Consider the following 18421-nt stretch of genomic DNA (forward strand, 5'->3'; position numbering starts at 1 on the left):
AAATTTTTATCGTTTGAATTTATTGTCAAAGCCACCTAATTATTCATATAAGTGATTTGCATCAAGTCATTGATCATAAATGAAGCTTATGTTTTTGTATGAAATTTTGAAACTGTTGGTTATCAATTCGTTTTTTTACTTTTGAATCGTAGATGGTGATCCTACCGTGGGACGACAGGGATGTCGCCGTTCGGCGGTATAGCCCTCTTCCATGAGCAAAAACAAAGCAATGCTTTATTTGCAGCGCAAGGTCTGGCATCTCCTACATAAGTGAGGCATCGCCTACTCAAAGGTATTTAAACTTTGAATGTAGTGTGGGTCATTGTAAGCTTTTTTAAAATCAAACAATTTATTCCGCTATACAGTTGATTTGATTTAAATATTAATTAAAAGAAATTATATTCTTGTGTTTGATTTTTTTGACAGGTTAACCATTTGTTTAAATGTCAATCGCTTAGTGCTGGCAAATATAGCGCATCAAGCTGACTACATTTCATTTTAATTTTGAGATTACCTAAAGCGCCCCCTCATTGGCAACGAGGGGGGAAACTTAATCAATTAACTATTTGAAGCTTTTTTATAAATACTACAAGAAGGATGATGATTTTCTTGTAAACGTGCCACTTTACGCTGCTCAGCCGCTTCAAAACGACAGCGTTTCCAATCATTATCCAGATTTAAAGCTGGAATTTGTTGTGGTTTACCATTTTCATCTACAGCCACCATGGTGAAATAGCAACTGTTAGTATGACGTACTGTACGTTTTTGAATATTTTGTGCTTCAACACGAATCCCGATTTCCATTGAAGTACGACCAACATGGTTTACACTGGCAAGAAAGCTGACCATTTCACCCACATGAATTGGTTCTTTGAAATTCACTTTATCGACTGAAAGTGTTACCACATAACTACCTGAATAACGACTTGCACATGCATAAGCGACCTGATCAAGCAGCTTAAGGATGGTTCCACCGTGTACATTACCTGAAAAGTTTGCCATATCTGGGGTCATCAAAACGGACATGGTTAATTCTGACTGGTCATCTGTAGCTGGGATCATTTGATCTAATGGAGACATCGTATTCTAGACTCTATTTTGGCAGGAGATTTAAGTCTATTATTATATATCTTTTCAACTAAAAAACATGTTTAATTCGGCAATTGACCATTCTCTCAATTTATGATTATGAACACTGTCATTTATTTGAAGTATATCTTATTGGTTTATCAATCATTTTCTATTTATTCAACATGTTTGCTACAATATTTCTATATTTAGGTTTTTCTGATCCGAATACTTGGTGTTGGATTTTAAAGTACTTCTAACTGTTGATCTTAGTTCTGGACTTGAAATTGCTGTTGGGCAGTTTCAATACTTTTCTTACTGGCAATAACCACGTCTAGATCATGCATACGTTGATTAGCTGCATCCATTCCAGCTTGCATAGTATCCTGACGACCTTTTACATCAAAAATATGTGCTTTTTCACGCAAATCTGGCTGAATCACAATATCTGCATTTTTTAATTCTTCAGCCGCTAATCTATTTTGCATGATATTGATATTTTGGTTAAATAGCCCCCAGACATTACTCGTTTCAGTATTGACAGGTTGTGCCAATATATCCACCGCAATCACGATATCTGCACCTAATTCTTTGGCAATATTCACAGGTACAGGGCTTACTAAACCACCGTCAACATATTCCTTACCTTTAATTTTGGTAGGAATAAACATGCTTGGAATAGATACAGAAGCTCTCACAGCCTGACCTGTATTACCATAATTAAAAATCGTCTTTTCACCATTTTGTAATTCTGTAGCAACAACATACATAGGTATTTTCATTTTTTCCAAAGGCATTTGATTGATTTGCTTATTGACATAATCTTCAACTTTTTGCCCATCAAAAAAACCTTTCATGCCAATTTTAAAATCGCGTACATCACCCACTTTCATATTGAGTGCAATTTGGCGTAGTTGTTCAGGCGATTTTCCACTGGCATAAATTGAACCAACAATACTTCCCGCACTTGTTCCAACAATAAAATCAGGTTTAATACCATGTTGCTCCAACACTTCAATTACACCAATGTGTGCATATCCACGCGCGCCTCCACTGCCCAAGACCAAGGCAATCACAGGTTTTTTCTTTGATAATTGTTTGTATTGATAAAAAGTATAGTCCAATCGCGAAGAGGCTTCCAAAACCTGTTGTGATGCCAATATACCAGCTTGCGATTTTTTTTCGGGTGAGTGTGCACATGCAGTTAGTAACAAACCACAAAACAAAGAAGCAAAGATTTTCTTTAACAATGACATATACTCTCAGATCATGGCACAATCTAAATTCGCCTGTATCTAAGCATAATTTGCAATGATTTGCTGTTGTATTTATTTATTCTGTCATGATTTTCGATTAGATTTTAAAAATCAATGTCTAAAATAATCCTAAAAATATGCCCACACTTTTTGAAATTTTTTGGATTTTTTTAAAATTAGGCTGTAGTAGTTTTGGCGGTCCAGCGGCGCATTTAGTGTTCTTTAAACAAGCTTTTGTAGAGAAAAGAAATTGGTTAAATGAGCAGCAATATGATCAACTGCTTGCACTCACCCAAATGCTCCCTGGCCCAAGTAGTAGTCAAATGGGCATGGCTATAGGTTGTTTACAACATCGATATTTAGGCGCAATTGTCGCTTGGATTGGATTTACTCTCCCATCAGCACTGCTAATGTTTGGCTTAGCAAGATTCATTCAGCAGCATCCAGTTTTTAATCTAGCCTTATTTTCAACAATTCACTCAATCATCTTAGCAATTATAGTCTTTGCTTTTTTACAGATGTTTAAAAGCTATTGTAAAACCAAACTACAATTTACCTTAATGCTGGTCAGTACTGTGTTGCTACTCTTATTTTCAAATGCATGGCTACAACTTGCGATTATCCTTGGTAGTGCTATTTTAGCCATTTTAATGACACGATTTAAATACATTCAAAAGGATTCAAATGTTTTTGCTAGTGGTAATCAGCAGGCAAATTTTAATGTATTACCGAGCTCTTATGATCACAAATCAATCTGGTTGATTGGATTTGTTTCAATTTTTTTTGCCCTGTGCGTAGCAATGCTTTTTTCCAACAAGCTACTATTTCAAGCCAGTTTTAGTTTCTATAAAACAGGTGCTTTAGTCTTTGGTGGTGGCCATGTGGTTCTTCCCATGCTTCAGCAAGATTTTGTCGATACAGGCCTAATCAGCAAACAAGATTTTGAATTAGGCTACACACTTGCGCAATTTATGCCAGGACCACTCTTTAGCTTTGCCAGTTATCTTGGTGCATATTTGCCCCTTACAACTTTTCCCATTGTAAATGCTGTCATAACAACACTGTTGATCTTTTTACCTTCTTTTTTCTTTGTTTTTTTAGCTTTGCCTTACTGGTCTAAGCAACTTGTGAATCCTTATATTCAAAATTCTGTGATACTCATCAATGCTGCAGTTGTTGGATTTGTCCTGTCTGTGATTATCCCTATGCTACAAAAAAGCATGGAAAATCCATTAGATATCATCACCACCTGTTTAATGCTGTTGAGTTTAGAACTTAAAATTTCAATTTTTATCAGTATTCCTAGTCTTTTATTTATTCATTATGCCTTGCTAAATGTCATTTAAAAAGCCAGTGATATCACTGGCTTTTTAAATCTAAACATAAATTAAGCGATAAATTTTAGAATCAATTGAATCACTGTTGCATTAATTAAGTCGACAAAAAATGCACCACAAAGTGGAACAATCAAAAATGCTTTATGTGAAGGGCCATACATATTGGTAATGGCTTGCATATTTGCAACAGCTGTTGGTGTAGCACCCATACCAAAACCACAATGCCCTGCTGCCAATACAGCTGCATCGTAATTTTTTCCCATTACACGGAATGTCACGAAGGCGGCATATAAAGCCATCGTTAATGTTTGTGCACTCAGAATAATCACCAATGGCCCTGCTAAATCTGCTAACTGCCAAAGTTTTAATGAAAGTAAAGCCATCGCAAGGTAGAGTGAGAGTGCTGCATTACCAAATACATCGATCGCGCGATCAAACATTTTAACTCTTAAAATGCCTTCAAGTACATTACGAAGAATAACGCCCCCAGCCAATGCCCAAACAAATGTTGGTAGCTCAAACCATTGCCCTTTACTGTAACCGGTCATGAATTCAGCAAAAGCCAGACATGCTGCAAAAAGTCCCAATGTTGTAATCGCATTATCTGCAGTAATCAAACGGACTTGGTGTGGATACTCAAATGGAACATATTCCCCAAGATCAGAAACGGCTTGTTGATTGGTCTCATCCACTTCTTTTTGTGTTTTTGGGTTCGATAGCTGATAACGGTTAATCAGCAACTTGGCTAATGGACCACCGATGATCCCACCAATAATTAAACCAAACGTTGCGCTCGCCATACCCAACGCTAAAGCACCTTGTATACCATGCTGGGTTTCTAAAATCTCACCCCAAGCACCTGCTGTACCATGTCCACCTGTGAGCGTAATTGAACCTGCAATCAGACCAATCAGTGGGTCTAGCCCCATGACTGTTGCCAACCCAATCCCAACAAAGTCTTGTACGACAATAAATGAAGCAACACAAATTAAAAAAATGACTAAACCAAAACCGCCTTCTTTTAATTTTGCAAAATTTGCACTTAAACCAATCGAAGCGAAAAATACCAACATGAAACTGGTTTGTAATTCACTACTCGTGGTAATGCTATAGCCCCAGAAATTATGGATGAGTAAAGACAAAATTGCGGCAACAAGTCCCCCAGCAACAGGTTCTGGAATATTATATTTACGGAGAAAATCAATCTTATTGACCAGGAAACGACCTAATAATAATACGATGACTGCTGCAATCAACGTATAGAAGGCATTAAAAGAAAATTCCATAAGTAATTGTCCATTCTTTGGCTAGATTTTTTGTTGTATAGGTATAGAAATGCTATTCCATAATAGTAGCAGACTTAAAATCACTCAGAATTAGTGATTACCTAATTGCCTGATATATACAACAAAAAATTAAAATAAAAAGCAGATTTTCAACATTGAAAATCAAAAAGGCTCATCGCGATAAATACATTAGCGATTAGATATAAACAGAATTGCAATGCTGCAAAAATTTAGAAAAGAAAATGGTCATGATGTTACTCCTATTATTGATAAAAGATCATTTCATCAAACAATGAGAAATACAGTTCTCATAAGTCATTCACTTTACAAGAACAGGCCAAAACAGGTCATTTATCTATACGATAATATGAACATAGAAAAAAAGTGGGTTAATTATGCATTTTTTTTAGCAAATGTCTTACGTTTTTACAATTTTAGCTATCATTTTAAATTATATTTTTTTCTTATCTATTTCTTTTATAAATACTCATGCATAAAAAACCGAGGAGCATTCCTCGGTTTTTGGGATTAATAAATTTCTAAGCTGGAATTAGAAATTGTATTTCGCCATTAAACCTACACGGTTATCTTTATAAGATTGACCCGCGAAAGTTTCACGCTTACCGTTGATATACTCGATACCTAAATCAATCGGTTTCGCTGGAGAATAGATCACGTTTAACCAAGCTTGTTGAATTTTTTCATTCGCGTTTTGGTTTGCTTTCGCAAAATCTGTACCGTTGTCAGCAAACAATGCGCCATATGCTAAAGTCGAACGCAAATTAGGTAAGATTTTATATGTACCACCCACTTGAAGTGCAGTGAACTCATTCTGCTCAATATCGCCATTTACAATAGCATAAGCATTGTTACTGCCGTATAGGTAATTGCTATTGCCCACCACATAAGATGCATCAGCAAAAAGTTTTAAAGGATCCGCAACTTTAAAGTCTGTGCCAAGTGCAACACCCCATCCCGTCTTATCTTTGCCAGCATTGTTATCTTTATAGTTTTCCACTAAAACACGTGCAGACGCATTACCGTTGCCATCAGCATATGATTGTGTAATTTTACCTGTTAACACAGGAAGACTATATTTAACTGCTGTACCTGTAGCCCCAGCACTATTACCTTCTTCAGCAGCAACCAATAATTTTGTAGTTGGTGCCAGATTGTATGCATAACGTACTTGTGGAATACGTGTAGTACCGCCACCTGCGTTAGTTGCAAAGTCAATCATTTCTGGCGCATGGCTAGACAGGAAGTTAGATGTTGTTTGACCGAATAACCAGTTGTTATAGGTTAAATAAGCATGACGAATACGAAGGTTTTCATTTACACCGTTACCTGCAAAGTCAACTTCAACTTTACCACCAACTTTAGCATCACCTACTGGCGTATTAAAATCTAAACCAATACGTGTTGTTTTTGCTGTCGCGCGGAGTTTGTCTTTCGCTTCTCCAGTAGTTGAACTAATTTTGTTGAAGTCGTCATCACCGCCTTCAATGATATAGTTGGCATCACCACGAACAAAACCATAAATATTGATATCTGCACCAGACTTAGACTTTAAGCCAACTGATGAAGAAGATGGTGCTGCTTGAACTTTAGATTCAACTAATCTCACTTGCTGTTGTTGTTGCTGAAGAAGTGCTTTTAATTCTTGAACTTCATTGCGTAATTGTTGAATCTCTTGACTGTCAGTAGCAGCTTGAGCTGTATTTACCATCAAAGCTGTTACTGTTAATGCTAAACTTTTGACGATCAATGACTTGCGATTTGTGAATAGACTCATTAAATACTCCTAGCCTTATTTATGATGTGCATCCGTACAATTTGATCTTTTAACCCCAATACTTTGCTAAAAAATCAATTTTTCTTGTTTTCTTCAGTAGTTTCTCAGACACCACATAAAAAAAACTTTGCACATATATGCTTGCTATTAAATTATGAAAGCGTTGAAACTAAGTTAAAACCCAAAAGTAACAATTTGTGTATAATTCTTACACCTTTGTAATCTAGCGTAACTCAACCCCTTTATTAAATCAGTTTTATCGAATAAGACTTTAATTTCAATTCTTTTTTCAGATTAGTATTTCTATAATCATTATATAATCTAAGGCTTAGCTAAAATTTCAAAAAATGAATATAACCCCTCTACGACTATCGTATATAGTTTATTTGATTGAAAACTAGACCAATAAAGGATTTTTATGTTTTTCGAACAGGTTCAAGTAATAGATCAAGTAATTACAAGCCGTCATTCAGTGCGTGCTTTTTTGGATAAACCTATCGATTTAGCCATTATTAAAGATATTTTAAATGTCGCATGTCGTGCACCATCTGGAGCAAATACCCAACCGTGGAAAGTATATGTAGTTACTGATAATAAGCGCCAAGAAATGATTGACCGTGTATGTGCTGCACAAATCGAATTATTTACCCGACCAGAACTCGCCGAACAGCATACAGCAAGTTTTTCATACTACCCGACCACTTGGATTTCACCGTTTATTGATCGTCGTCGTGAAAATGGTTGGGGGCTGTATGGACTTTTGGCGATTCAAAAAAGCGAAAAAGAAAAAATGGCGGCGCAACATTTAAGGAATTATCAGCTTTTTGATGCACCTATTGTGTTGTATTTTACTGTAAATAAAATTATGGGAACAGGCGCTAAAATGGACATTTCCATGATGGTGCAAAATGTCATGATTGCAGCAAAAGCACGTGGTATAGACAGTTGTCCTCAAGCTGCATGGAATCATTTTCATCGTATAGTCTTAGAGGTACTCAATGCACCTGATGATGAGGAGTTAGTCTGTGCTGTTGTGTTGGGTTATGCCGATCCAGACCATATTGTAAATACATTTATTACCCCGCGTGAATCTGTTGAAAACTTTAGCGTGTTCTTGGATTAGAGCGACTTTATTTAACAGCCTTCAATAATTTAAATCATTTTAAAATATTTTTATTCGGCTTCTTTCAAAAGCCCTTTTAAAAACTGAGTTCAACATAAAAGTTCCTCATCCTAACCTTCTCGAAAGGTGGAGAAGGAACTTTCAATACCAATATGATTTACTCCACATGAGCATTTTTTGATTTTTAAAAGATTTATTGTTCTGTATCAGTTGAACATGAATATTTCAACGAATGAATCATCCCTCCTGACTTTTTAAAGTACATGTTTTCTTATAGTAAGGGCTTTTTATCGTAGCTGTCTTTTATATAGCTATCGTCTTTTAGCGATCCCCTGCTTTTTCTTACATAATAAATGTCTAGGGATTAAAACCTGTTAAATCTCGAATAACAGACAGCATTAAAAATCAGCACGCTCTCACACACCAAATATTACAAAATAAAACAATGACTTAAATAAAAATCCAATCAAAAAGCATCTAATACCCAGGTTTGTAATCTTTTGTAAAGTAATATTGATAATTAAATAGGCTTTATGACACTATATATGTATTGGCAATAAGCCACCTTATAGGTATAAGCAACATGTCTATCCAAGTCAAAGATTCAAACAACAATATTATCCCTATTCAAAATATCCAGTTTGCGGGTGGTGAACGACATGTTCAAATTTCAGCAGATACGTTAAAAACGTTGAAAGGGCAAATTCAGATTCAAGCCAAAATCAGTAACACGCAAGATTTGATGGATTACTTGTTAATTGAAAATGTATTACTCAATCAAGGTTTAGAAATTGATTTGGAAATCCCTTATTTTCCATACGCACGCCAAGATCGAATCTGTGCGATGGGACAGGCATTCTCATTAGAACTAATGACAAAATTATTAAATATCAATGCTGAACAATTTCCACAACAACGTAAATCAATCAAAGTTTGGGATGCACATAGTTGTGTTACTGAAAAACTTTTAAATGAAAATACCCATTTTTTTGAGATTGAGAATGTTCAACCCAGTGAAATCATTCTGCAAAATTCAAAGTTACAAGACATTTTAATTGCTCAAGACACCGTTTTAATCTGTCCAGATGCAGGTGCAAAACAACGGACCAAAATGATTGCCAAAGTCATCAATAGCTTACGAGATCACGAAATCGAAATGGTCTACTGTGAAAAAAAACGTGATGCCGTCACAGGAAAAATTCAGAATGCTCAAGTCAACGCAACTGATTTAACGGGCAAAACAGCTGTGATCACGGACGATATTTGTGATGGTGGTGCAACTTTTATTGGTATTGCACAAGAGTTAAAAAAATTAAATTGCCAACATGTGATTTTATATGTGACTCACGGGATCTTTAGTAAAGGTATGCACGTATTTGAAGGCTTGGTTGACCAAATTTTTACGACATCGAGCTTTCCTCAAACTGAACATCCAAATCTAAACGTCATTTCATTTAGTCGTTTCAATTCATTTTAATTATTTTGGAGAATAACAATGAGCTTAAAAATCAATCCACTGAATGCAATTGACTTTTATAAAGCAGATCACAGACGTCAGTATCCTGTTGGCACAGAATATGTTTATGCCAATTTCACGCCACGCTCTTCTCGTTTAGCGAAAATGTTGCCTGACTTCGACGATAAAATCGTGTTCTTTGGCTTACAAGGCTTTATCAAACACTTTTTGATTGAAACTTGGAATGAAGGTTTTTTCCAACAAGATAAGGCAAAAGTCATTGCTAGATATAAACGTAGAATGGATAACGCATTGGGCGAAGGTGCAGTTCCTGTCGATCATATTGAAGCTTTATATGACTTAGGCTATTTACCGATTCGGATAAAAGCATTAGAAGAAGGCAGTCGTGTCAATATAAAAGTACCTGTCCTCACTATTGTAAATACCCTGCCTGAGTTCTTTTGGTTAACCAACTACTTAGAAACAGTACTCAGCGCTGAATTATGGAAAAGTTGTACTACAGCAACGATTGCATTTGAATACAAACGCTTACTGACAACATATGCGATTAAAACAGGTGTACCTTTAGACTTCGTTGCTGTACAAGGGCATGATTTTAGTAGTCGCGGAATGAGTGGGATTTATGATGCCACACAAAATGGTGTAGGACATTTAACCAGCTTTATCGGTACAGACGCGGTTTCAGCGATTGATTATGCAGAAGAATATTACGATGCGGAAGGCATTGTAGGTGTTTCGGTTCCCGCAACCGAACATAGTGTGATGTGTATGGGCAGTGAAGACAATGAAATTGAAACTTTTAGACGTTTAATCACTGAGCTTTATCCATCAGGTATGGTCAGTATCGTATCGGATACTTGGGATTTTTGGCGAGTAATTACAGAATTTACTGTGGAGTTAAAAGACGAAATTCTAGCTCGCCAGCCAAATGCTTTAGGTTTGGCTAAATTGGTTTTTCGTCCTGACTCTGGTGATCCTGTAAAAATCATTTGCGGTGACTCAGAAGCTGAAATGGGTAGTCCAGCTTATAAAGGCGCTGTGCAATGTTTATGGGAAATCTTTGGCGGAACCGAAACAGATCAAGGCTATAAAGTTTTAAATGAGCGTGTTGGTTTGATTTATGGTGACTCGATTACTTTGGAACGTGCTTTAAATATTCTTCAAGGGCTAGAAGCTAAGGGCTATGCTTCAAATAATCTGGTATTTGGTATCGGTAGTTATACTTATAACTATTTAACGCGTGACACATTTGGTTTTGCAGTTAAAGCCACTTGGGGACAAGTCAATGGTGTTCCACGTGAATTGTTTAAAGATCCAATCACTGATTCTGGTATAAAGAAATCCGCTAAAGGTTTACTTCGTGTAGAAAAAACTGAAGACGGATTTGTGTTATTTGATCAGCAAACCATGGAACAAGAGCAACAAGGTGAGTTAAAAACAGTGTTTGAAAATGGGCAATTGATTCGAGCGTGTCGTTTGAATGAAATTCGGGAGCGATTGGCAAATCAGTTATAACAATCATTTTCAGAAACCTTGCTTTTTTATTGCAAGGTTTCTGTGCTTAGGCTGCACCATTGCCAATCTCATTTTACTCAACATATTTTCTACTTGGCGAATCTCTTCCACCCTGTAATAATCCAAGACAATCCGTTACTTTAATAAAATTAAGCGAGCCTTACAGTGACCTTTAACTCCGAACAGGAATTTCTCTCCAACTATAATAAAAAGGATTATGAATCCCCATTACTTACAGTAGATATGGCGATTTTTTCTGTTAATGCAGGTCAGCTACAAGTTTTATTGATTAAACGTTCCAATTTCCCACAAAAAGATAAATGGGCACTCCCAGGTGGTTTTGTCGATTTGTCTAAAGATCAAGATTTGATGACAACAGCACATCGTAAATTGGTTGAAAAAACTGGACTTCAATCACCGCATTTGGAACAAGTTGCGACGGTTGGCAATGCAACACGTGATCCTCGTGGGTGGGCTGTAACAGCTTTATATTTTGCCCTGATCGATTTCAAAGCGTTTCAACAGATTGCCACTGAACAAAATGAATATAGTGAATGGATTTCAATTGCTGAGGCAAAAAAATTAGACTTGGCTTTTGATCATTTAGAGCTTTTAGATATGGCTGTTGACCGTTTAAGTAGTAAGGCACGTTATACAGCCTTACCCGTCAGTTTAATGCCTCAACTGTTTACTTTGACTGAGTTACAGCAGATTTATGAAATTATTTTGGGACAAAGTTTAGAGAAGAAGTCATTTAGACGGCGTATGATTGAAGCTGGCGCAGTTGAGGAAACAGATCAATCTAAGATTGCGGGCAAACGCCCTGCTCAATTGTATAAGTTTGCACTACAAAGTTATGATTTCCATTTTCCTCGAATTTTAGAGTATCCAAGGGAAACCACTTAAGCGCTTTGTATTACTTGGATAACAGCAAACAATGAAAACTTTAGAAAGATTAATCAAAGGGATTTACGCAATAAGCTTAAAAGCTTTGTCTTCACTTATCGACATCACTAAATTACTTCAGATTGCGGAATAAAATAAGTTCTATTGCCTTTATTTTGTATCCTCTCTAAATTTTCATCTTCTGCCCAAATAAAGAAACCCACTTTATCAACATATTTTGGATTTTCATCTATACTCAATTTGATTGTACGTTGATTAAATTCATTAATTTTTTGAATGATTTTTTCAAGATTGGGATGATATCTAGGATCATCATAATATTCTCGTGCAAGCTCCACTTTACAATCTGTTGCTGCACAAATTTTTTCAATATTCTGCTCATGATAAACTTGTATGCAATGTGCTATCTCATCATATTGTTTTAATAAAGCGCAAGCATCTGCGATTGAAATGGTAATTTTTGCGCGTAATTCATGTAATTTTTCTTTATCCATAACACATCACTTTTAACTGCCTCATTCTTTCATTTTCAATATTTATACATCACAACTTTGCAAATTCTATTATCTTAATCAAAACATTTAAAATTGGATAATAACGATGAACGCACTAAGCTACTTTGAAATTCAATCTTCAAATCCTGAACGTGAAGTTAAATTTTATCATGAAGTTTTTGGTTGGAAATTTAGCAAAGTTGAAGGTCTACCCATTCAATATTTTCAAATTGAAACAGCCAATCTACATGGTGGCTTATTGGAGCGTCCAGCTCAAACACCACCTACCCATTGCGGAACCAATGCCTTTACCTGTTCTTTTGAAGTTGAAGATTTTGATACAACTGCTGAAAAGATTTTAGCTTTGGGTGGACAAGTAGCAATGGAGAAATTTGCTATTCCCAATAAATGTTGGCAAGGATATTTTTTAGATGCAGATCATAATACCTTTGGATTAGTCCAAGTTGATCCCAATGCAAAATAACATTCAATAATTAAAAATCTAAATAAATGTTCGAAAAAACCTGTCTATATTCGGCTGCATGAAACAGTTGAGAAAAAGATAGCGAGTATTTTTTAAGAATTTTTATAAAAAATACAGATCATATTAAGTGATTAAGGCCTTACAGCTGATTTAAGCATTCAATTTGTGCTACCTTCATTTTAAATTCTGTAAGGCTTATCCAACTAATGACTGTACGCTTTCTTCATACTTCAGACTGGCATCTGGGACAATTCTTCTATAACCATTCTCGCCAGTATGAACATGAGCAATTTTTAGCGTGGTTATTAGCTCAAATCAAAGAAAAGCAACCCCATGCCCTATTAATTGCAGGCGATATATTCGATGTCATCAATCCTGCATCTGCTGCGCAGAAACAACTCTATCAATTCCTAGCCAATGCACATCAGCTTGCTCCACATATGCAAACCTTAATGATTGCAGGTAATCATGATTCAGGTTATCGCATTGAACAAGTTGAGCCCCTGCTTGAAAAATATCACGCCAAAACCGTCGGTGTGATTCATAAAAACGAGCTTGGTCAAATTGATTTGGATCGTTTACTGATTCCAATTTATGATGAACAAAAAAATATTATTGCTTGGTGCCTAAGCTTACCGTTTCTGCGCCCAGCCGAAATTACAGGTTTTAACGAACAAACCAATAACAGTCAAAATGCCATTGCCTATTTACATCAACAGGTGATTTCTGAAGCACGAAAAAGAAAAACAGATAATCAAGCACTCATTCTAATGTCACATGCCCATATGCAAGGTGGAGAAACCTCTGATTCTGAACGGCCTATTATCATTGGCAATGAGGAAGCACTTTCAACCACATTGTTTGAAGATAGCATTGATTATGTTGCACTCGGGCATTTACATAAACCGCAAAAAGTTGGTCAGGAACATATCCGTTATAGTGGTTCACCTATTCCCTTATCCTTTAGTGAAATCAACTATAAACACCAAATTGTCGACGTGAATATTGACCCGCTTAAAATAGATGAGTCACGGGTTTCATTTGAAAGTGTATTTATTCCCCGTAGTGTACAACTACATAAAATTAAAGGGGAATTGAACGAAGTTTTAGCCAAATTAAAGGCATTAGCAAGCGGTGAAATTGAAAATATTGATCAGCGTGAATATGTCGATATTGAATACCATACCGATGTTCCACCTCCGCCCAATTTGCGCCAACAATTTGAAGATGCTTTACCCAAAAACCGTTACCGCTTAGTTCGCATCTCAAGACAATACTTCGCATCAGAAAAAAATAGTGATGAAATTACTTCAATCAATTTAGAACCACCGACACCAGAAAAACTCTTTCAACAACTTTGGGAAAAAAATGGCTATACCAATGATGATGCTGTCTTGAAAGACTTTTTAAGCTTATTACAAGAAGCCGAAAAAACGCTTGAAAATGAAAATGACGCATAGGAGTTTGCCGTGAAAATTTTATCTATACGACTCAAAAATCTCGCGTCTCTTTCGGGTGAACATTTTATAGATTTTGAATCTGAACCTTTAGCTTCAGCAGGTTTAGTGGCGATTGTTGGAAAAACAGGAGCAGGAAAATCAACCATTTTGGATGCCATGTGCCTTGCTCTATTTAATAAAATCCCACGTTTAAAAGACAGTGATGGTAAATTACAGGATATTGATGGCTCTGAACTTTTAACCAACTCACCACTGACTGTACTCCGCCGTGGTACCGCACACGGCTTTGCTGAATTATGTTTTGTGGCACAAGATCAAAAGCATTATTTGGCACGCTGGGAACTTAAACGTTCCCGTGAAAAAGTAGATGGAAAACTACAAAGTGTCCAACGCTATTTAAAATGCTTAACTGATGGAACGGTAGTCGCAGATAAAGCCAAAGCCGTTGAATCAGCGATCTATAAAATTACCCAACTGAGTTTTGAGCAATTTACTCGTGCAGTTCTTTTGGCACAGTCCGAAGTTACAGCCTTCTTAAAAGCACGTGACAATGAACGTGGTGAATTACTTGAGTATTTAACCAATTCATCCATTTTTGGAAAAGTCGGTCAATTGGCCTACGAAAAAACCAAATTGGTGGCATCAAAACGTAAGGATTTGGAAAACCTTCTCGGTCATATTGAACTCCTCGCTGAGGAAGATGCCGCTGAATTACAGATGCAATTCCAACACATCAATCAAGACTATAAAAAACTTGAAGATGAAAAATCGCAACTTGAAAAACAACAGCAATGGTTTGAGCGTAAACAAAAACTGAATAATGAAATTGTCGTTAAGCAACAGTTGCTTAATACACAGTTACAAGCGCAACAAGGCTTAATCCCTGAGCGTGAACGTTTAAATCGTTTAGAAATATTCTCAGAGATTCGTTCTAGTATTTTTCAAAAGCAACAACTGATAAAAACCCAACAGCAACTCGCACCACAAACTCAAAAACAACAACAGCTTTTTGATGCATTACAAGTTCAATTTGACACTGAAAAGACCCGTTTCCTCCAAACTGAAACGGCTTTAACTGTTCAGCAAAATTTCGAAAATACCCATCGTGGATCTTTGAGTGAAGTACGGAAATGTATTCAGGAGCGGGATTTTATTGGGGTCGAATTTAAGAAAATTCAGACCAGATTAAATGATTTAGAATCGTCTAAAACCCCACTACTCAATCAACAACAACAACTTGAACATCATATTCAGCAGATTACAGAAAAACGAAATCTTTTAAAACAGCAACTTGCAGACTCTCAGCAGTTCTCAAGTTTGGATAAAGGTTTAACTGCACATGTGCAACAGTTAACCCAATTTATTCAGCACTATCAATCTATTGAAAATCAATTAGGGAACCTGTCTCAGGCTGAAACGAAATTAATTGAGCAAAAAACACAATTACAAGACTCAATTCATCAATTTGGAACTGCGGAGCAACTTGAAACTCAGCTTGAACAAACGCGCCAACAACGTGAATTTAAACTGAGCCAACTCAACCAATTGGCTACCTTACAGCAAAAATTAGCCCAGTTTTTTGAATTAAAGATTGAATCTCAGCAGCTTAATGACCGATTGAAACGTTGCTCGGAACAATTTCAACAACTAGAAAAAACCACAATACAGGCTGAACAAGATTTCCAAACGGCGAAACAAGCCCGTTTAAAACTGCAAGAGGTTTTACAACAACAACGCTTATTACATGCTGAAAATGTGGAACATTTAAGAGCTGAATTAATAGATGGTCAACCTTGTGTTGTTTGTGGAAGCACAACCCATCCCTATCACCTTGATGATTCTGCTATATCTAAAGTACTATTTGAGCTACAACAGCAACAGGAACAACAAGCCACGCTCAAAGAACAACAAACCTTTAACCTTTGGCAAGCGGCTCAACAAAACTTGACCAAATTGAGTGTCGAACAGCAACAGCTTAAGACTACTCTTCAAAATGTGACTGAAAAAATAACCGTCATACAACAGCTATGTATTGAACAAGGTCAATCAGCCCAAATCCCGCTGAACGTAACTCATACACAATCTGAAATTAAGCAACAATTGGAGCAACTTACCCAGCAATATCAGTTTGATATTCAACAATTGGAAGCACAATCTAAGCAATGGATTCAAAGCATCAAAATTCAGCAACAATTAAGTCAAAGCATTCAACACACTGAACATTTATTGCAAAATGCCAATAACCTACACAATCAGGTACAACATATTGTCAGTTGCTTAGCTGATCGTGAAAAAAATGCATGGCAACAGTACAGTATCACCACAGCACAATATATCTTGAGCCAATTAAATACGCGTACACAACAGCTTGAACAGCTTGAGTTATTGTCGAAACAGCATGATCAATATCTACAGCAACTCAATACAACTCAACTCAATATAGCGAATACAGCCAAACACATTTCTGAAACTGCTCACAGCTTGAACGAGATAAAACTGAAAGGGCAACAAAACACAGAATTGGCAAATCAACTCATTCAAAATATGACGGGATTAACCGAAGTTAAGCCAAATGAATGGTTAACGCAGTATGACCATGAATACCAAAAAATTCAGACGCTTTACCAACAACAAAAGCAAAGTTTTAATCAATTACGCAATCAATTTGAGCAAGAAAAAAGTCAGCTCGAACAACTCAACGCTCAGCAACAACACAATCAGAATAACCTCAATCTAGTGAATCAGGATATTCAGCAATGGCTTACTCAGCATCCAGCTTTTCAGCCTGATGATTTAGAGCTTTTGGCTCAAATCACAGCGGTACAAGAACAACAGATTCGCCAACAACTGCAACATGCTGAACGAATGTTAAATGAGGCCAATTCAGCACTTAACACCATACAAGAGCAATTAACTGAACATACGCTTCATCAACCCGAAATTGATTTTGAACAGTTACAACAATTGATTTTGAATAATGCGAATACGCTAAAAACCCAATTTGAAATCCGCGATCAGTTAAAACTCAAACTTGAATTGCATCAACAAAATGTTGCTAAGCAAAAGCAATTTGCTGATCAGATTCAACAAGTACAACAGGAAGAACATCGCTGGGGCAAAATTTCAGACTTAATGGGAGATGCGACGGGTAAGAAATTCCGTGATTATGCACAACAGTATAATCTGGATATTTTACTCGAACATGCCAACCAACAATTGGCGATGTTGTCTCAACGTTATACCTTAAAACGATTAGATAATTCACTCAGCCTTGCCATCATTGACCATGATATGGATGGTGAAACCCGTTCGGTTGCCTCACTTTCAGGAGGTGAGTCATTCTTGACTGCCCTTGCCTTATCTTTGGCAATTGCCAATATGGCATCAGGTTCAATGAAAATTGAATCTCTCTTTATCGATGAAGGTTTTGGTACATTGGATGCATCTTCATTACATATGGTCATGAATGCATTAGATCAACTGCAAAATCAAGGGCGTAAAGTTGTATTGATTTCACATATACAGGAAATGCATGAACGTATTCCTGTGCAAATTCAGGTACGCCCTTTAGGGGCGGGTGCAAGTACGCTTGAAGTGGTGAGTTAGAATAAATGAGGAGGCCACCCTCCTCTAAAACATAAACTCATCGTATTTATTTATGTTCTAAATACGCTTGTTTAGCTTGATCACAAATTTCTTTTTTATCACTCAAGCCTTGTGTGGCTTCTGCTAAAGTTTCATCAAATGTCGTATCAAACTGCTTATAGTCACGATCATATTGAGCCTTATATTTTTGATTATTTTTCATAGCAGTGATTGAGCTTTGTATTGCAACACACATAGGATAAAGCTCAGATTTGTCCTGTATTTGAGTTACACGTTCCGTTATTTCTTCAATTTTACCAAGGATCGTATCAAAGTTTTCTTGAAATTTGGCATAACTGGGCTGAGGTTTAATAAGGACTTTATATTGATCTTCAATAGGATTTGCAAATACTTGCGTAGACACCATGCCCATTAAGATTACAGTGTATATTTTTAGTAATTTCATTGGATTAAAACTCTTTATAGTTTTCATTTAATTTCATTAAGTTTAATAATAGGCATTCTTTATTTTAAGAATGGGCAGAGTAAAACTTGAAGTGCGACATAAACCACCTAATTAATTTAAAGGGTTTATGGAGTATATAAAATTGTCATACCATCATCTTAACTTTGAA

Annotated in this window: 13 protein-coding genes and 1 pseudogene; 8 read left to right on the plus strand and 6 right to left on the minus strand. The window is 36.4% G+C overall.

The window, feature by feature from the left end:
- Window positions 1–558 precede the first annotated feature (558 nt).
- A complete protein-coding gene (locus tag ACG9ZL_RS18850; protein ID WP_336952872.1) occupies window positions 559–1080 on the minus strand; it encodes an acyl-CoA thioesterase in 522 nt (173 codons plus the stop codon).
- A 257-nt stretch (window positions 1081–1337) separates the two neighbouring features.
- Window positions 1338–2216, minus strand: a pseudogene (locus ACG9ZL_RS18855) (patatin-like phospholipase family protein); the annotation flags it as partial.
- 245 nt (window positions 2217–2461) lie between these two features.
- Between ACG9ZL_RS18855 and chrA the strand changes: the two are divergent.
- Window positions 2462–3670: a chromate efflux transporter gene (gene chrA / locus ACG9ZL_RS18860; protein WP_419361196.1), complete on the plus strand. Its 1209-nt coding sequence runs from the start codon at window positions 2462–2464 to the stop codon at window positions 3668–3670.
- A gap of 41 nt (window positions 3671–3711) precedes the next feature.
- On the opposite strand, the gene gltS is transcribed toward chrA, so the two are convergent.
- Together gltS and ACG9ZL_RS18870 are read right to left on the minus strand one after the other, a co-directional pair.
- Window positions 3712–4947, minus strand: a complete 1236-nt coding sequence (gene gltS / locus ACG9ZL_RS18865) for a sodium/glutamate symporter (RefSeq protein ID WP_336952874.1) — start codon at window positions 4945–4947, stop codon at window positions 3712–3714.
- Between the two features lie 550 nt (window positions 4948–5497).
- A complete protein-coding gene (locus ACG9ZL_RS18870; protein ID WP_336952875.1) occupies window positions 5498–6742 on the minus strand; it encodes a DcaP family trimeric outer membrane transporter in 1245 nt (414 codons plus the stop codon).
- Window positions 6743–7160: 418 nt separating this feature from the next.
- Here ACG9ZL_RS18870 and ACG9ZL_RS18875 point away from each other — a divergent pair, with 418 nt between their 5' ends.
- The 4 genes from ACG9ZL_RS18875 to ntrR all read left to right on the plus strand — a co-directional run bounded on the left by ACG9ZL_RS18875 (window position 7161) and on the right by ntrR (window position 11763).
- On the plus strand, window positions 7161–7865 hold the full coding sequence (locus ACG9ZL_RS18875; RefSeq protein ID WP_419361199.1) for a nitroreductase: 705 nt from the start codon (window positions 7161–7163) through the stop codon (window positions 7863–7865).
- 583 nt (window positions 7866–8448) lie between these two features.
- Window positions 8449–9342: a phosphoribosyltransferase family protein gene (locus ACG9ZL_RS18880; protein WP_419361202.1), complete on the plus strand. Its 894-nt coding sequence runs from the start codon at window positions 8449–8451 to the stop codon at window positions 9340–9342.
- Window positions 9343–9360: 18 nt separating this feature from the next.
- Complete coding sequence (locus ACG9ZL_RS18885; protein WP_419361205.1) at window positions 9361–10857, plus strand: nicotinate phosphoribosyltransferase; 1497 nt, start codon at window positions 9361–9363, stop codon at window positions 10855–10857.
- Window positions 10858–11022: 165 nt separating this feature from the next.
- A complete protein-coding gene (gene ntrR, locus ACG9ZL_RS18890; RefSeq protein ID WP_419327577.1) occupies window positions 11023–11763 on the plus strand; it encodes an ADPR responsive transcriptional repressor NtrR in 741 nt (246 codons plus the stop codon).
- A gap of 107 nt (window positions 11764–11870) precedes the next feature.
- On the opposite strand, the gene ACG9ZL_RS18895 is transcribed toward ntrR, so the two are convergent.
- On the minus strand, window positions 11871–12257 hold the full coding sequence (locus ACG9ZL_RS18895) for a hypothetical protein (protein ID WP_419361207.1): 387 nt from the start codon (window positions 12255–12257) through the stop codon (window positions 11871–11873).
- A gap of 106 nt (window positions 12258–12363) precedes the next feature.
- On the opposite strand from ACG9ZL_RS18895, the gene ACG9ZL_RS18900 reads away from it, so the two are divergent.
- The 3 genes from ACG9ZL_RS18900 (at window position 12364) to ACG9ZL_RS18910 (ending at window position 17807) form a co-directional block, all read left to right on the plus strand.
- Window positions 12364–12741, plus strand: a complete 378-nt coding sequence (locus ACG9ZL_RS18900; protein WP_419361210.1) for a VOC family protein — start codon at window positions 12364–12366, stop codon at window positions 12739–12741.
- A gap of 206 nt (window positions 12742–12947) precedes the next feature.
- A complete protein-coding gene (gene sbcD / locus ACG9ZL_RS18905) occupies window positions 12948–14201 on the plus strand; it encodes an exonuclease SbcCD subunit D (RefSeq protein WP_419361211.1) in 1254 nt (417 codons plus the stop codon).
- Between the two features lie 9 nt (window positions 14202–14210).
- Complete coding sequence (locus ACG9ZL_RS18910; protein WP_419361213.1) at window positions 14211–17807, plus strand: AAA family ATPase; 3597 nt, start codon at window positions 14211–14213, stop codon at window positions 17805–17807.
- Window positions 17808–17853: 46 nt separating this feature from the next.
- On the opposite strand, the gene ACG9ZL_RS18915 is transcribed toward ACG9ZL_RS18910, so the two are convergent.
- Window positions 17854–18279 carry a hypothetical protein gene (locus ACG9ZL_RS18915; RefSeq protein WP_336952885.1) on the minus strand — a complete coding sequence of 142 codons (426 nt, stop codon included), beginning with the start codon at window positions 18277–18279 and terminating at the stop codon, window positions 17854–17856.
- Window positions 18280–18421: the final 142 nt, after the last annotated feature.

It is taken from the genome of Acinetobacter legionensis, assembly GCF_048551735.1.
Classification (GTDB): Bacteria; Pseudomonadota; Gammaproteobacteria; order Pseudomonadales; family Moraxellaceae; genus Acinetobacter.

Bases quoted from the DNA above. Each gene is read 5' to 3' on its own strand.
- ACG9ZL_RS18850 (WP_336952872.1), bottom strand. From the start codon at position 1,080: ATGTCTCCATTAGATCAAATGATCCCAGCTACAGATGACCAGTCAGAA.
- chrA (WP_419361196.1), top strand. From the start codon at position 2,462: ATGCCCACACTTTTTGAAATTTTTTGGATTTTTTTAAAATTAGGCTGT.
- gltS (WP_336952874.1), bottom strand. From the start codon at position 4,947: ATGGAATTTTCTTTTAATGCCTTCTATACGTTGATTGCAGCAGTCATC.
- ACG9ZL_RS18870 (WP_336952875.1), bottom strand. From the start codon at position 6,742: ATGAGTCTATTCACAAATCGCAAGTCATTGATCGTCAAAAGTTTAGCA.
- ACG9ZL_RS18875 (WP_419361199.1), top strand. From the start codon at position 7,161: ATGTTTTTCGAACAGGTTCAAGTAATAGATCAAGTAATTACAAGCCGT.
- ACG9ZL_RS18880 (WP_419361202.1), top strand. From the start codon at position 8,449: ATGTCTATCCAAGTCAAAGATTCAAACAACAATATTATCCCTATTCAA.
- ACG9ZL_RS18885 (WP_419361205.1), top strand. From the start codon at position 9,361: ATGAGCTTAAAAATCAATCCACTGAATGCAATTGACTTTTATAAAGCA.
- ACG9ZL_RS18895 (WP_419361207.1), bottom strand. From the start codon at position 12,257: ATGGATAAAGAAAAATTACATGAATTACGCGCAAAAATTACCATTTCA.
- ACG9ZL_RS18900 (WP_419361210.1), top strand. From the start codon at position 12,364: ATGAACGCACTAAGCTACTTTGAAATTCAATCTTCAAATCCTGAACGT.
- sbcD (WP_419361211.1), top strand. From the start codon at position 12,948: ATGACTGTACGCTTTCTTCATACTTCAGACTGGCATCTGGGACAATTC.
- ACG9ZL_RS18915 (WP_336952885.1), bottom strand. From the start codon at position 18,279: ATGAAAACTATAAAGAGTTTTAATCCAATGAAATTACTAAAAATATAC.